At 62.6% G+C, this 14248-nt stretch carries 5 protein-coding genes; all 5 read right to left on the reverse strand.

The genetic code is table 11. From position 1 onward, the window contains the following. Positions 1 to 50: 50 nt before the first annotated feature. A complete protein-coding gene (locus tag HMPREF1022_RS06345; protein WP_009302386.1) occupies positions 51 to 1436 on the reverse strand; it encodes a phenylacetate--CoA ligase family protein in 1386 nt (461 codons plus the stop codon). A 17-nt stretch (positions 1437 to 1453) separates the two neighbouring features. Then, the gene (locus HMPREF1022_RS06350) at positions 1454 to 1930 is read right to left on the reverse strand and encodes a 4'-phosphopantetheinyl transferase family protein (RefSeq protein ID WP_050801249.1); all 477 of its coding nucleotides are present in this window, start codon (positions 1928 to 1930) and stop codon (positions 1454 to 1456) included. Positions 1931 to 2130: 200 nt separating this feature from the next. Further along, on the reverse strand, positions 2131 to 11235 hold the full coding sequence (locus HMPREF1022_RS06355; protein WP_009302388.1) for a non-ribosomal peptide synthetase: 9105 nt from the start codon (positions 11233 to 11235) through the stop codon (positions 2131 to 2133). Next, complete coding sequence (locus HMPREF1022_RS16535) at positions 11232 to 13676, reverse strand: SpoIIE family protein phosphatase (protein ID WP_009302389.1); 2445 nt, start codon at positions 13674 to 13676, stop codon at positions 11232 to 11234. The genes HMPREF1022_RS06355 and HMPREF1022_RS16535 overlap by 4 nt, the downstream gene beginning before the upstream one ends. A gap of 32 nt (positions 13677 to 13708) precedes the next feature. Beyond that, positions 13709 to 14008, reverse strand: coding sequence for an STAS domain-containing protein (locus tag HMPREF1022_RS06365; RefSeq protein ID WP_009302390.1), 300 nt, complete (start codon positions 14006 to 14008; stop codon positions 13709 to 13711). Positions 14009 to 14248 lie beyond the last annotated feature (240 nt).

Raw genomic sequence — 14248 nt, forward strand, 5'->3', positions numbered from 1 at the left:
CGGATATCCTTTTCCCATGTCCGGTCCGTGTCCCGAACGATCGGCGCGGCTCAGGAAAAGTCCTTGAGCAGAGCGCGCAGCTTGCCGCTTTTACCCCGAATCACCGGCTCGTCAGAGCCGTAAACGCGGACATTGGAGGCGTGGTTTTTAGCGAAAATGCCGCGCACCCGTGTCAGCAGTTCTGCGGTCACCGCGCTTTTGTCGGCATTGTCCAGGCTTTCGCAACGCACTTCCAGGTCCGTGGGCGAACGCTGGATAAACTGGCCCGTCAGGCAGCCGGTTACATGCATTGCCGAGGTCATCAGCACTGGAGGGGCCACCAGGAAGGGGCCTTCTTCGCCGGCGAATTCCAGAATGTCCTCTTTGCGGCCCTCAATTTCCAGGCTGGGAAAAGGCGAACCGCAAGGGCAGGCCTCATGGCGCAGAATCGCCCTGTCCGAAATACGGTAGCGGATCACGGGCTGCACCAGGTTGGCCAGATTGGTGATCAGCACTCCGTCGCTGAAACCTTCCCGCGCGGGCCTGTTGTCGGCGTCCACGGGTTCCACGATGATCCAGTCGCTGTTGACGTGCATGCGGTTTGCCGAACAGAGCATGCTTACCTCTCCGGCTTCCGTGGAGCAGTAGTTGTCCATAACCGGGCACTGGAAGGTTGTTTCCAGCATCTCCATTACTTCCGGGGACAAATATTCGGCGGAGCTGAACAGGGCCAGAGGACTGACGACGAGCTGGCCCGCCTGCCGGGCGCGGGCCAGAATCTGCAAGGTTGAGGGATAGGCGCCGATGATCTCGGGTTGCAGGGCGTTGAGCCCCTCCACCATGCGCGGCAGGGGGGTGTCGATGGAAAAAAAGGCAATGCGGTCGCCCAGGCCCTTTTTTTCATATGCCTGCTGCATGCGCAGAAAGGAAAGATAGGAGGAGTGATAGCCTCCGCCGGTCGTGACGGCGCAGGCGCGCAGCCAGGGCTGCCTGAGGCGTTCCAGTTTTCCGAGTTTGGAGCCGCCCCAGAGGCGGGACTGCATGAGCGCGCCGTTGACCAGATTGTGGCGGTCATCGCGCACCATGATCAGGGGCACATCCGTGGATCCGGAGGTGGTCAGCACCCGGTAGCGCCCGAGGTAGTCCCGCGTCAGATTGTCCGGGGTCGCCAGGAACGCCTTTACCCCCCGGCTGGAGATCTCCCTGTCGCATACCCAGTCGTCAAAGCGGGACGCGGCTTCGGAACGGAGCAGGGGAGGAATTTCGCTCAATTCCGGTTGCGCTGGCAGGTCGCGGTATTTTTCGGCAAGCAGCGGCGAATGCGTCCGGGCATAGGCAAGCAGGGTGCGCAGCCGCTCGCGTTGCAGACGCGCGATGCCGTCCCTGTTCATGCTTTCAGCTTCGCGTACAAGCCGCAGGGCCAGTTCCGGCGTCATGGCGTGGGGATCGTGAGGCATCATTTTCTCCTTGCGGGTTAAAAATGCGTCATGGTCACAGCGTCCGGGGCACTGCCGCCCATCAGGCACACGGCCAGACTGTGTCCCGGCAAATCGTCGTACAAACGAAAGCGGATTTCCGGCCGCCCGTGAAGCCGTGCTCCGCCGCGTTCCAGGGTCAGGGCAAAGGACGACGGCTCCACGGACAGTCCCGTGCCGCGCAGCTTCAAATAACTCTCCTTGAGCGTCCAGATGTCGAAGAAGGTCCGTACGGAAGGATGACGGGCGTAGTGCTCGCGTTCGGAAGGATGAAAGGCTGCGGCGGCGAGCGCCGCGCAGTCGTCATCGTCACGCCTCTGTTCCACATCAACGCCGACGGGAACGGTGCTGACGACAAGCACCGCGTAATGTCCGGAATGCGACAGGTTGAAATACGGGCCGCCGCGCAGATACGGCTTGCCGTAGCGGCCGTAAGCAAGACGCCGGGCCGCGTCCGCGCCCAGGAAACGCTTCATGAGCAGCCATCCGACCAGGCCACGCAACTTGTCTTCCGGCCTTTGGCAGGCGTGCAGTGCCCGGGCGCGCCTACACGGCATTTCCCGGATCAGCTCCCCGCTCAGTGAAGGCAGCTCGCGGATGTCCGCACTGTAGCAACGCGTGTCCGTATGCTCTGGCTCGTTTTGCGCATTTCCGCTAATCACGGCGCAGCCATGCCTCAGAGGTCAAAAAAGCCCATGCCCGCGAGGCCCTGAATGAAGCCGCGCAGATAAGCGCTGCCTGTTTCGGGCCAGCGCCAGTTGTGGCGCAACAGGGCCTGCGCCGTGTAGGCGCTTTCCGCAGCCAGAGGCGCCACTACTTTGCCGCCCGCCATATTCTGGTAGGCCACCAGACTGACCAGGCGCTCGGCCCGGTCCGGGTCAAGCATGGCCTCGGCCATGGCCCGCTCGAAGACGTCGTCCTCGACCATGGGAACTTCCAGCCCCTCCGCCTGCATGGAAGCGATTATATCGCCCATGAACAGGCTGTGATTGTTGAAGGGGTGGAAAATGCGGCAGGCTGAAGGCGCCGTGGCCAGCAGCAGGACCGCCCTGGCCGTGCTGTCGATGGGGGCGAGTTCCGTCTGATGCAGGAATGATGAATACGGGAAACAGCCGATGGCATGATAGGCGCGCAGGCGTCCGATGAAACTGTTGGAACGCAAATTTATCTGGAACTCGCCGTCACGGTTGCGGGCCATCAGGTTGCCCACGCGCATGATCTTGGCGTCAAGCCCTCGCGGCACAGCCTCAAGCATGGTCCGCTCGGCCAGAAATTTGCTGTGCGCATACTGATTTTCAAGACTTTGTCCCAGAAAGATATCCTGTTCGGAAAGAGACGTGTCGGGCGGCGGCGTGCCGTCGATGGAAAATCCGGCCACGCTGGTTGTGGAGATCTGTACCAGACGCGCGCCGGTGCGCAGGGCCAGACCCACAAGCTGTTGCACGCCGCCGAGGTTGACGTCGCTGATGCCGGTGTTCGCGGCAAAGTGGGAGACGTTGGCCGCGCAGTTTATAATTGTGTCCGGACTGAAACCGGACAGGCGTTCGACGCGGGCCAGCGTTGCGGCGTCCGTGATGTCGCCTTCCAGCACGAGCAGACGTCTGCCGAACAGTTCGTCGAAGGTGTCCTCAAAATAGTAGTACAGAATCTGCTTGAGGCGTTTTTCCACGGAGTCATAGCGGCCGCGTCTGAGCAGGCAGCAGATCTTCCCCTGCTCCTGTTGGAGAAGGATATGCAGCATATGCGAACCGAGAAAGCCGGTGGCGCCCGTCAGCAGCACATTGCCCAAGGGCCGGGAAGTTCCGGTGCGAAAGGCGTCCAGAGTATTTTGGGCCAGCAGTGAATGTATGGCGTCGTAGTCGTATGTTTCTTTCACGGCGGTTTGCCGCGCGGGACAGGATTTTGCCGTGTTGCCGGTCAGCAGCGTCGCCAAGGCGCGCGGCGTCGGATGCGCGAACACGTCCGCGTAGGCGATGGCCTCCCCGCCCGATCCCCGGACGCCCAGACGCCCGGCTTCGATCAGCACGCGGGTGACGGCCAGGGACGAGCCGCCGATTTCAAAGAAGCTGTCGAGCGCGCCCACGCGTTCCAGGCCCAGCACCGTGGCATAAATAGAGCAGAACAGGCCTTCGAGTTCGGTTTCAGGGGCAACGTATCCCGTGGTGCGCAAGGGTTCCGGATCCGGCAGGGAACGGGCGTCGGTTTTGCCGTTGGGCAGGGTGGGCATGGCGTCAAGGCGGGCCCAGGCCGTGGGCACCATGTACGGGGGCAATGTGGACGCCAGTTGCTCGCGCAGGGCCTGGGGATCGGGATCGCCGCCCGTGTACCAGGCGCATAAGTGCTCCATGCCGTTCAGGGTGCGGATTCCCGCGACGCAAGCCTTGACGCCCGTCAGCGCGGCCAGAGCTCTTTCCACTTCGCCCAGTTCGATACGCAGGCCGCGCAGTTTGATCTGGTTGTCGTTGCGGCCGAGGATGACGATTTCTCCGTCCCCGGTCCAGCGGGCGTAGTCGCCTGTTTTATAGACCCGTTCGCCGTTAAAGGTGACAAAGCGCGCGGCGGTCTGCTCCGGCAGGTTGTTGTACCCCCGCGCAACCCCCGCGCCGCCCACCAGCAGTTCGCCGATCATGCCGCAGGGCAGCATATTGCCGTCGTCATCCAGCACATATTCATGCACATTGAGAAGCGGCGCGCCGACCGTCACTCTGTCCGTGCCGGTCAGTTCCTTGCCGTTGCAGGAAACCGTGATTTCCGTCGGTCCGTAGGTGTTGAACAGGCGGGCTCGGCCTTGGCGCAGCCTTGCAAGAAGCGCGTCAGGGTATTTCTCGGCTCCGGCCATGAGAACCCGGCAGCGGGAAAGCGCTTCCAGCAGCGGGGGATATTCCGTGTATTCCAGCAGCCGCGACGGCGTGGCGTTGAAGGCGTCCGCGCCCGTGCGGGCGAACAACTCGGCCAGACGCACGGGATCGCGGGCCTCGTCGTCATCCGCGAGAACCAGAGTGAGCCCGTTGCACAGCGCGGTCATGCTTTCTTTCAGGAACATGTCGAAGGCCGCCGTGGTCACGGACAGCATGGCCCGCGCGTCCGAAGCCAGCGCGGCGACATGAAGATTGCGCGGGTGCGCGGTCACATAGTTGGCGATGCCCCCGTGCCGCAGCATTACCCCTTTGGGTTTGCCGGTGGAGCCAGAAGTATAGATAAGATAGGCCAGCTGCTCCGGCGTCACGGGCAGATCGGGATTATGCGTTTCGCGCCCGGCGCGTAAGCCGTCAATGTCAAGCAGGCCGGGCATGCCGGCGAGGCGGGCGGCGGTTTCGGCGTCTTTCGCATCGGTCAACACGAAACGCGCGCCGCTGTCATCCAGAACATGGGCTATGCGCTCGGCCGGGTACTCGGGATCCATGGGGATGTAGGCGCATCCGGCCTTGAGCGCGCCCAGCATGGCGATCAGGATGCGCCCGGTACGGCGCAGCACAAAGGCCACCCGGTCCTCCGGCTGTACGCCCAGGGACAGCAGGCCGTGCGCAAGGCGGTTGGCTTCGGCGTTCAGCCGGGCATAGTCGTATTGTTCCTCACCGGCGATCAGGGCCGGGCTATCCGGACAACGCGCCGCCGCGGCTTCAAACATCCGGTGCAGCACCGGCTCGGGGAGCTCGCCCTCCGTGATCCTGAAGCGCGCCAGCAGCGCCGCCTGTTCCTCGGAAACCAGGGACACGCCGCGCACCGGGGCATCAGGCTCGGAAATGAGATTGTCCAGAGCCGTGGCCAGGGTGTCGGCAAAACGCGTCATCAGCCACGGCGAATAACGGGCGTCATCGTACTGGACGGCAAAGACGGTTTCGTTGCCGCGTCGCTCCACATGCACGGATAGTTTGAATTTGGGTTCCGGCATGGAAAGCGGCGTGACGGACAGCGGATGGCCCTCCAGGCGGCAGCCGCCGGTCACGCCCAGTTCACAGGCGTACATGATCGCAGGCGCGAAGCCGTGTTCCTCGCAGATGCGCGTATAAGGGTAGCTTTCATGGCTGACCGAACCGGAGAGAGCCTTGTGCGCGGCCCGCATGTATTCCAGGCGACTGAGATTTTCGCCCAGCCCCAGATGCACGGGCAGGGTGCGCACGAACATGCCGAAGGTGTTGCGCAGACGCGCGTCGCTTCTGCCGCTGCTGATAGTGGAAAGCCATGCGTCCGGACTCTGGGTCCAGCGGGACACGGCATAGGCCGTGGCCGCGAGATAGAGCCCGGCCGGGGTCAGGCCGTGCTCCCGGCAGAAACGTTCCACCTTCGGACCGTCCACGGCGCGCACGGCTTCGGCCAGTTTTCCGATTTCTCCGGTGGGTGGAAGGTCGGACGGCAGCTCGCTGGCCGCCTCGAAGTTTTCAAGCAGGCTGTCAAAATAGGCCTTGTCTTCCCGCCATTCCGGACCGTCTTCTTGTCGCGCCTCCTCCAGCGCCCAGTCTTGGGCCGTGAGCTTTTCGCGCAGTTCGCGCGGCAATTCGCCCCGCTCGTAGGCCGCGCCCAGCGAGTGCAGGAAAATATCCAGGGAAGCGCCGTCAAAGACAAGGTGATGGGCGTCCAGAAGCAGACTGACGCCGCGCGGCGCGCGGATGACTTCAGCCCGGTACAGCGGGCCTGCGAAAAGATCAAAGGGACGGGTGAAGGCCGAGGCATGCGCCTCCAGCTCCTCGTCGCTCATTTCCAGGCAGGGAACACTTGCCTTCGCCTCTAGGGGGATGAAGGCGGGGCGTTCGTTTTCGGCGGACAAACGGGTCTTGAGCGCGGGATGAGCGTCCAGTACGGCCGCCACGGCCACGGCCAGACGCCCGGCGTCTACGGTTTCCGGCAGATCCAGGCGCAGCGGAATGTTGTAGGCCAGGGTGTCCGGACGTTTCAGGCAGTCGAAATAGACGCCGAGCTGGTTGTGCGTCAGCGGGCAGCCCGTTCCAGACGGCGAGGCCGGGGAAGGCACGGCCGCCTCGTCTTCCTGCTGCTCCGTTGTCGCGCTCTGTTCGGCCCGCCGCAACAGCGCGCCGACAAGCGCGTTTTCCAGGCCGATCATACTGGGATCGGCCAAAATCTCCCGCACCGAAGGCGCGATGCCGAGCCGTTCATCCAGCAGCGCGGCCAGCCTGATGGTGGAAAGGGAGGTCAGGCCCGCGCGCAACAGGTTTGAGGTCAGGCTGAACTGGGCGTGGCCGAGCACCTGACGCAAAATATCCTTCAGCGTGCTTTCCAGCAGTGTTTCGGGCCCTGATGTCCGGTCTTCCCCGGCTTTCTCGTCGGCGCTGAAGTCCGGCGGGGGAAGTTTTTTGCGGTCCACCTTGCCGTTGGGATTCAGGGGAATATGTTCCAGCCGCATGGTCGCCGCCGGGACCATATACGGCGGCAACTGCTCTTCGATAAAAGCGTTCAGGTCCTCGGCGTTGAAGGCTCCCGGCGTTTTCGTGACCACATAGGCCACGGCGCACTTGCCGCCGCCGGGCGCGTCCATGGGCACCACAGCCGCGTCGACGATATCCGGATGTTGCCGGATGCGGCCTTCAATTTCAGTCAGCTCCACGCGGAACCCCCGGATTTTTATCTGGAAGTCCTGGCGGCCCACGAAGTCCAGGCTTCCGTCCGGCAGCCAGCGCACCATGTCGCCGGTACGGTATATCCGGGCGTAGTCAGGAGCGTCGCTGAAGGGATTGGGCGTGAATTTTTCCGCCGTCAGCTCCGGGCGGTTCAGATAGCCCTGGGCTACCTGGCGTCCGGCCACGCAGAGTTCTCCCGCCGTGCCCACGGGGGCGAGACGTCCGTGTTTGTCCAGAATGTACAGTCGGGTATTGTCCAGAGCTTTGCCGAGCGGAACCCTGTCGCGGAAGCTGTCCACCCGGAAGGAGCTGATGCAGATCGTGCATTCCGTGGGGCCGTAGAGATTGCAGAGGGCGTAGTCGTCCGGCGGGGTCACGGGCACGAGCGTTTCACCGCCCGTGGAAAGCGCGCGCAGGCTGCGGTTGCGCATGGTTGCGGCGAACTGACGACCCAACTGGGTGGTCAGGAAGGCCAGCGTCACGCCCTGTTCCTCAAAGGCGGCGTTCATGGCCGGAAGATCCAGGCGCATTTCTTCCGGAATGATCCAGATGCAGGCTCCGCGGCTCAGCGCCGGGAACATGTCCATGAGGCAGGCGTCAAAGCCGAAACTGGCATAGGCAGCCACGGCGTCGGAAGGCCCGAGGTCGTAACGGCTCGCGAACCAGTCGCAAAAGTTGGTCAGATTGGCATGGGAAAGCATGACCCCTTTGGGTTTGCCCGTGGTGCCGGAGGTATAGAGCAGCACCATCAGATCGTCCGGCCTGGGGAGATGAACCGGAAGCGGATCAGGGGCGGGAGTTTCCTTGGCCAAGGCCCACACCACGCCCGTGGCCAGAATTTCCCCGGCAAAGCCCGGGACCTGTCCTTCCAGGCCTTCATCAGCAATAAGAAGCGCGGCGCCGGAGTCCTGGAGCATGAACTCCAGGCGTTCCGTCGGGTAGGTCGGATCAAGGGGCACATAGGCCGCGCCGGATTTGAGCACGCCCAAGGCCCCCACAGGCATCATCAGCCCCCGCCGGACAAGAATGCCCACGGTGGCTCCACCGCCGATGCCCTTGTCCGCCAGAAGGCGGGCCAGCCTGTCGGTCAGAGCGTCCATCTCCGCATAGCTCAGAACCTCTTCGCCGAAAGCCGCCGCGCGCTTGTCCGGGCGGACGCGGGCCTGCTCGATGAACGCGTCCACCACGGTCCGGCCGGGCGCCGGGCCCGTGTCCGGTCCGGCAAAATCTTCAAGAATCTGACGACGCTGCCCGGCGGCCAACTCAGCGGCGTCCGCCAGGGTCATGTCTGTTCCATCGCACACGCGCTCAAGCACGGCCGCGAAATGCTCAAGCATGCCGGAAACGACCGCGCTCTCATATAATTCGTCAGAATAGAGGAGCTCCATGTTCAGAGCGTCATCCCGGCGGCGCATTTCCAGCGTGAGATCAATGGCCAGCTCCTGCGTGCGCACGGGGTATGGGCTGATGCGAAGCCCCGCCGCATCCGGATAGGCCGCTTCCTCAAGGTAGTTGACGATCACGTCGAACACCGGCGCGCGGGAGGCGTTTCTTTCCGGCGCGAGCAGGGGCACAAGCAGGGAAAAAGGGCAGGACTGGTGCGCGCGTATGTTCCCCAGCAATATTCCCGTTTGCCGAATGTAGTCATGCAGGCCGAGCGTGCCCGCGGGCTGCAGACGCACGGGCAGAGTGTTCACGAACATCCCCGCCATAGCGCCGGTTTCCGGCAGATCGCGGCAGTTCATGGCCGCGCCCAGCACCACGTCCTCGCTGCCGCAGTATTTGGCCAGGGTGAGGCTGAAAGCGGCCATAAGCAGGGTATAGGGGGTGACGCCCAGGCGACGGGCCTCCCGTTCCAGACCGGCAAAGGGAATGCGGCGGGCGACGGAGGCGTTGGCGCAGGGGAGCCGCTCCGGACGCACAGGCCGCGTGGGCATTTCGTTTTCCGGCACGCCATCTGAAAACAGCGCGCTGAAAAAGGCGGTGTCCGGTTCTCCTTCCTCCTGCTGGCGCACGGCGAAGTCCAGATAATCGGGCCGGGCCGGAAGCACGCTTTCGGGCGAAGTATCTTTTTCGTAAGCTTCCCAGAGGGTTGCCAGCACAAGGGGAGCGCTCAGGCCGTCCATGATGATATGATGAAAACACATGTGCAGGATGCGCGTGTCCGGGCCTGTTTCAAACAATGTGAAACGGAAGAGCGGCGCATGCGCCAAATCAAAGGGCGTGTTTAAAGCCCGGATGCGGTCCGCCACGGCTTCTTCCGGGCATGTTTCACGCCCCAGCCGCACATGGATGTTTTCATCCAGGCAGTGGACGTGCCCGCCTGAGCACATGGGGTAGAAGGAACGCAGAATGCGCTGCCGCCGGACCATGGATGCCAGGGCGCGTTCCAGCCGGGCTTCGTCCAGGCCGCCCTCAATGCTCAGGGCCAGGTTGACGTTGTAGGCCACGGATGACGGATCCATTGTCTGCTCTGCGGCCATCTGGCGCTCGGCAAAGGTCAGGGGCCAGGCCTCTCTGTCCGGAACTTCCCGCAGGGGTGCGGCGGGCGCGGCGGTTTGAAGGCGGCACAGGGCCTCGGCCAGGGCGCGGGGCGTGCGTTCCGTAAACAGCATGGCGGCGGAAATGCCGGTATCCGGCAGAAGGGCCTGCAGGCGTACCGCGCTGATGGAATCGCCGCCGAGCTGCAGAAAATCGTCGTCCAGGCCGATCTTTTCAAGGCCCAGAACCCGGCCGAAGGCCACGCACAGCGCGTTTTCGAGCTCTGTTTCCGGAGCCGCGAACACCGCCCGGTAGCGCTCGATATCCGGCGGCGCGATGCGCGAGCGGTCAATCTTGCCGTTGGCGTTCAGAGGCAGCGCGTCCACCTGCTCCATAAAGGAAGGCAGCATGTAGTCGGGCAGCACAGCGGCCAGACCGTTCAGCACAGTGCCCGCATCCACCGGAGCGGCGGCGGTATAGCAGGCGTACAGGCGCATCTGACCGGAGCTGTCTTCAAAACCCGTGACCACGGCCTTTTCCAGAGGCGCGGTCCGGAGCATGACAGCTTCGATTTCACCGGGTTCCACGCGGAATCCCCGGATCTTGAGCAGCCAGTCCTTGCGCTGCACATATTCAAGATTTCCGTCCGGGAGCATCCGGCCGATATCGCCGGTCTTGAACAGGACGGCGTCGGCTTCGCTCGCGGCGTAAGGGTTCGGAACGAAACGCTCGGCCGTGAGTTCCGGCGATTGCAGATACCCGAGCGCCGTCTGCCCGCAAACGCAGATTTCGCCTTCCTCCCCTTCCGGCACGGAGCGCCCCTCCTCGTCAAGCACGAAGATCCGGCTGCCGGGATAGGGCATGCCCAGCGGCGTATTGTCGTAAGCTTTGTCAATGCGGAAGCTGGCGAGCGGGCCACAGGTTTCGCTGGCCCCGTACAGGTTGACGATACGGGTGCGCTCGCTCCAGAGCCGCCGGACCCGTTCCGTCCCGGTGAACAGGCAGCGCAGGCAGTCGTCGGCCAACTCCAGGAAGGGAGCGGCCATCTGCGGAGAAAGAAGGGCCGCGGTGATGCCGTGGCATCGCACATAGGCGGCGATCAGGGCGGCGTCCCTGCGGATGTCGTCTCCGGCTATGTGCACGGTTGCGCCAAGAGCCAGAGGCGCGACGAGGTCCACCATGATTGCGATGAAGGAGTGCGAGGCCGTGGACAGAGTCTGGTCATCCTCGCGCAGCATGGTCATGTTGCCTTGGGTCGCCAGCGTCAGCGCTCTGTGCGGCAGAAGAACGCCCTTGGGCCTGCCGGTGGAGCCGGAGGTGAAGACCGCCAGACCGGGATCCGTCGGAGCGGGGTTTGCCAGGGGCGCGCAGGGGGCGGGCGGAAGGGCCTCCAGCCGCTGCAACATCCCGACATCCAGCAGATGCTTTGTGCCGCATTGCGCGCGGATGGCAGCGAGGCGGTCGGGCGGATAGCCGGTGTCGAGAATGCAAGGCGCGAGACCGGCTTTCCAGGCTCCCAGCAGCGCTACGGCGACCTCAAGGTCGCGCGGCAGCAGAATGGGAAGAATGGAGCCTCTTTCCAGCCCCAGGGTTTGCAGACCGGAGGCAAGCCGCCGGGCTTTGTGTTCCAACTGGGCAAAGCTCATGGAATGATCGCCACAGACAAGCGCCGTTTTCCCCGGCAGGCGGGTTGCGGTGCTGGAAATCAATGCCGCGCAGTTGTTCATGAAGGCTCCTGTTCCGGCTCAAGCAGCATGGTCAGTACGTTTTTCCCTTCCCGCCGCGCATAGGTCATGGCGTTCGTGCCCTGACCGGCAAGAAAAATGCCGAGGCCGCCGGGCGTCCGTTTCTCGGCGGGCAGGCTGACGTCCGGGGCGCCGCATTCCAGCGGATTGAACGGCTGCCCGGAGTCGGCCAGTTGAAGGGTCAGAGCGGCGGGATCGCGCCTGAGTTCAAGGCGCGCTTCCACAAGCCCGTGGTCGGAGCGGCCGGCATAGGCGTAATTGGCGATATTGGCGAAAACTTCCTCGGCCGCCACGGCAAAACGCATACGCTGGCGCTGGGTAAACGGACTTGCCGCGAGGTTTTCTTCTACTAGCTTCATAAATTCCGGTATGGCAGCTACCTGTGCCGGGAAATGCCGTTCGCGCACGAGCGTTGTGGCATTGCCCGCCGCTGCATCCTTACCGGCAGGAGCGGGAGCGGTTTCGGTCAGCTCCTGAACCTGTGTGCGTTGGGGACCGATATAGGCCAAGGCCAGCATGGTGATGTCATCGTTTTGCCGCGCGCCGTGTGCGAAACGGTCCAGATTGTTCTTGACGCCCGTGATAAAGCCTTGCAGATCGCCGGGCAGCAGATTTCCGAGCCCGGTCAGCGTGTCCCGCAGACGGTCTTCGCCGAAAAAGACATTCTCGGGATTTGTGGCGTCGGTAACCCCGTCCGTGTAGAAGAACAGGGAACTCCCGCGCTCAATATTCAGCATTTCCGTCTGGAAAAGCGTATCGTCCATGACCGCGAGGGGCAGCCCCGGCTTAGGCGCGATCCGTTCAAAGGGCTTGCCGGGCCGTTTGACGAAGAATGGATTGTGCCCCGCATTGGCATACTCAAAAGCGCCGGTGCGCACATCGAGAATTCCGATAAAGGCGGTGACAAACATGCCTGTGCTGTTATTTTCACACAACTGGACGTTGGTTGCGGCCAGCACTTCTCCGGGGTTCGCGCCGGCAGGGGCGTTGTTGCGGAGCAGGGTCTTGGCGATCACCATAAAGAGCGCGGCGGGCACACCCTTGTCGGAAACATCGGCGATCACGATGGCGAGCCGGGTATCGTCCACAAAGAAAAAGTCGAAAAAATCGCCGCCCACTTCTTTGGCGGGCAGCATGAAGGCCCGGAGGTCGCACTCGTCCCGCTCCGGACAGGGCGGAAAAATCGAGGGCAGCATCGAGGCCTGAATATCTCTGGCAATGTGCAACTCGGTGGCGATGCGTTCCTTTTCCGCCGTGACCGTTCCGAGATGTTCGATATGGCTTTTCAGGCTGCGGGTCATGGTGCTGAACGAGCGTGCCAGAACCCCCAGTTCGTCTTTTGAGCGCAGCGGAAATTCGGCGTTCAGATTTCCGGCCCCGACCTCGGCGGCGGCCCGGGAAAGTACGGCCACAGGCCTGTTGATAAAGCGGTTGAGCAGCGCCCAGGTAAGACCCGCGGCCAGCAGTATGATCCCGGCCAGAATCAGCAGCGTCAGCCGCAATGCCCGGTTGATGGTGCGGAATAAATCCTCTTCCGGCACATTGACCACCACGCTCATGCCGTTGCTCAGTTTTTTGAAGAAGGAGAGGTAGGAGGCGCCGTTGTGAACCAGAATGCGCTCCGACGGCGCATTGCTCTCAAACCAGGGAATCGAGCGCGGCGAGACATTCGTGAACCCCTGAGAGCGGGAGGGGTCGCTGAGGTTCAGAATGACGTCATGGGCGGTATCGGCAAACAGAATAATGCTGTTCGGCGTGGGCCGGATGTCCGCGATCTGGCGGGCGATGTCGCCAAGCTGCCAGTCAACCGTGGCCAGCCCGAGAAAAGCGCCTTGCTGATCGTACATGCCGCTGCTGACGGTGGTCATCAGCGCGTGCGTGCCCGTGGCGTCAACGTAGGGGCGGCTCCAGACCGCGGTCTCGCGAGCACCGGGCCCTAGCGCGTCCAACTGCCGTGTGACGTCAAGATACCAGCTCTGGGTCGGGTAGTGATATTCCGGGCTGGAAAAGCTTTCGTCAAAAACGGCCCCCCCGCTTTGCGAGTACGCGTAAAAACAGGCCAGCTCGCGCTTTTTGTCCAGAAGGTAGGGTTTATACCAGATGCCGCCGCCCACAGCCGCAGTGTTGATCTGAAAATTGCGCAGAACGGCATATGGGCCGTACAGAGTCAAACGGTCGGGGGCAGCTTGAAACAAGAGCTCGCCGATCATGGCCAGTTCTCTGGCATTGGCCTGGAGATCCTGGATGGTGTCTTCCACTTTTGCCGTTTCTTCCGCGACCAGAGACCGGCATTGGGAGATTTGCAGCGTCTTGTAGTTGCGGTATGTGCCTTTGCCGACCAAAAAGACCGCAAGGCCCAGCAGTACGGCAAGCATCACAACGACGCAGAGCATCTTGAACCGGATGGTCGCGAATATCGGCATGTCGTCAGACCTGAAAAAAGGATTCGGCCGATTTATTCCATACACAAAAAGCTTGCGAAACCCGTCATTTCCAGAATGTCCTTGACGCCGGGCTGCACGTTGCGCAGCAGCAGACGGCCGCCGGAAGCCAGCATGCGCTTGTGCAGAAGAAGCAGAAGACGCAAACCCGCGCTGGAGATATACTCAAGATTGTTCACTTCCAGAATGCACTCACTGACGCCTTCAGGAACATCTTTGAGCGCTTCGCTGACCTCGGGCGTCGTGACCGTGTCCAGTCGGCCCTGAAGCGTGACAAGCAGCTTCTGGCCCTGATGCTGTATCTCTGTGTTCATCGCTGTCATCCGATGTTGAAAGAAGGAAGTGCCAATAATTTTGGCACAAATCAGATGAGGGGGCAAGTGAGGGCCGCTGCTGAAAGCGGGGACACTCCATTTCATATGGAACTGCAAGGCGTGGGGACCGTTCTCGCCGCTCCGCCTACCTTCCATGATTTTAAAGGATAACGCCTTGTTGACTGCTGACTTGAGTCTGGAGGTCCCTTAAAAAACGCCGATACTGGAATATGCTGTTTG

It is taken from the genome of Desulfovibrio sp. 6_1_46AFAA (assembly GCF_000224635.1).
GTDB lineage: Bacteria > Desulfobacterota > Desulfovibrionia > Desulfovibrionales > Desulfovibrionaceae > Desulfovibrio > Desulfovibrio fairfieldensis.

Coding starts and splice junctions, on each gene's coding strand:
- HMPREF1022_RS06350 (WP_050801249.1), bottom strand. CDS start 1,930: ATGAAGCGTTTCCTGGGCGCGGACGCGGCCCGGCGTCTTGCTTACGGC.
- HMPREF1022_RS06365 (WP_009302390.1), bottom strand. CDS start 14,008: ATGAACACAGAGATACAGCATCAGGGCCAGAAGCTGCTTGTCACGCTT.
- HMPREF1022_RS16535 (WP_009302389.1), bottom strand. CDS start 13,676: ATGCCGATATTCGCGACCATCCGGTTCAAGATGCTCTGCGTCGTTGTG.
- HMPREF1022_RS06355 (WP_009302388.1), bottom strand. CDS start 11,235: ATGAACAACTGCGCGGCATTGATTTCCAGCACCGCAACCCGCCTGCCG.
- HMPREF1022_RS06345 (WP_009302386.1), bottom strand. CDS start 1,436: ATGCCTCACGATCCCCACGCCATGACGCCGGAACTGGCCCTGCGGCTT.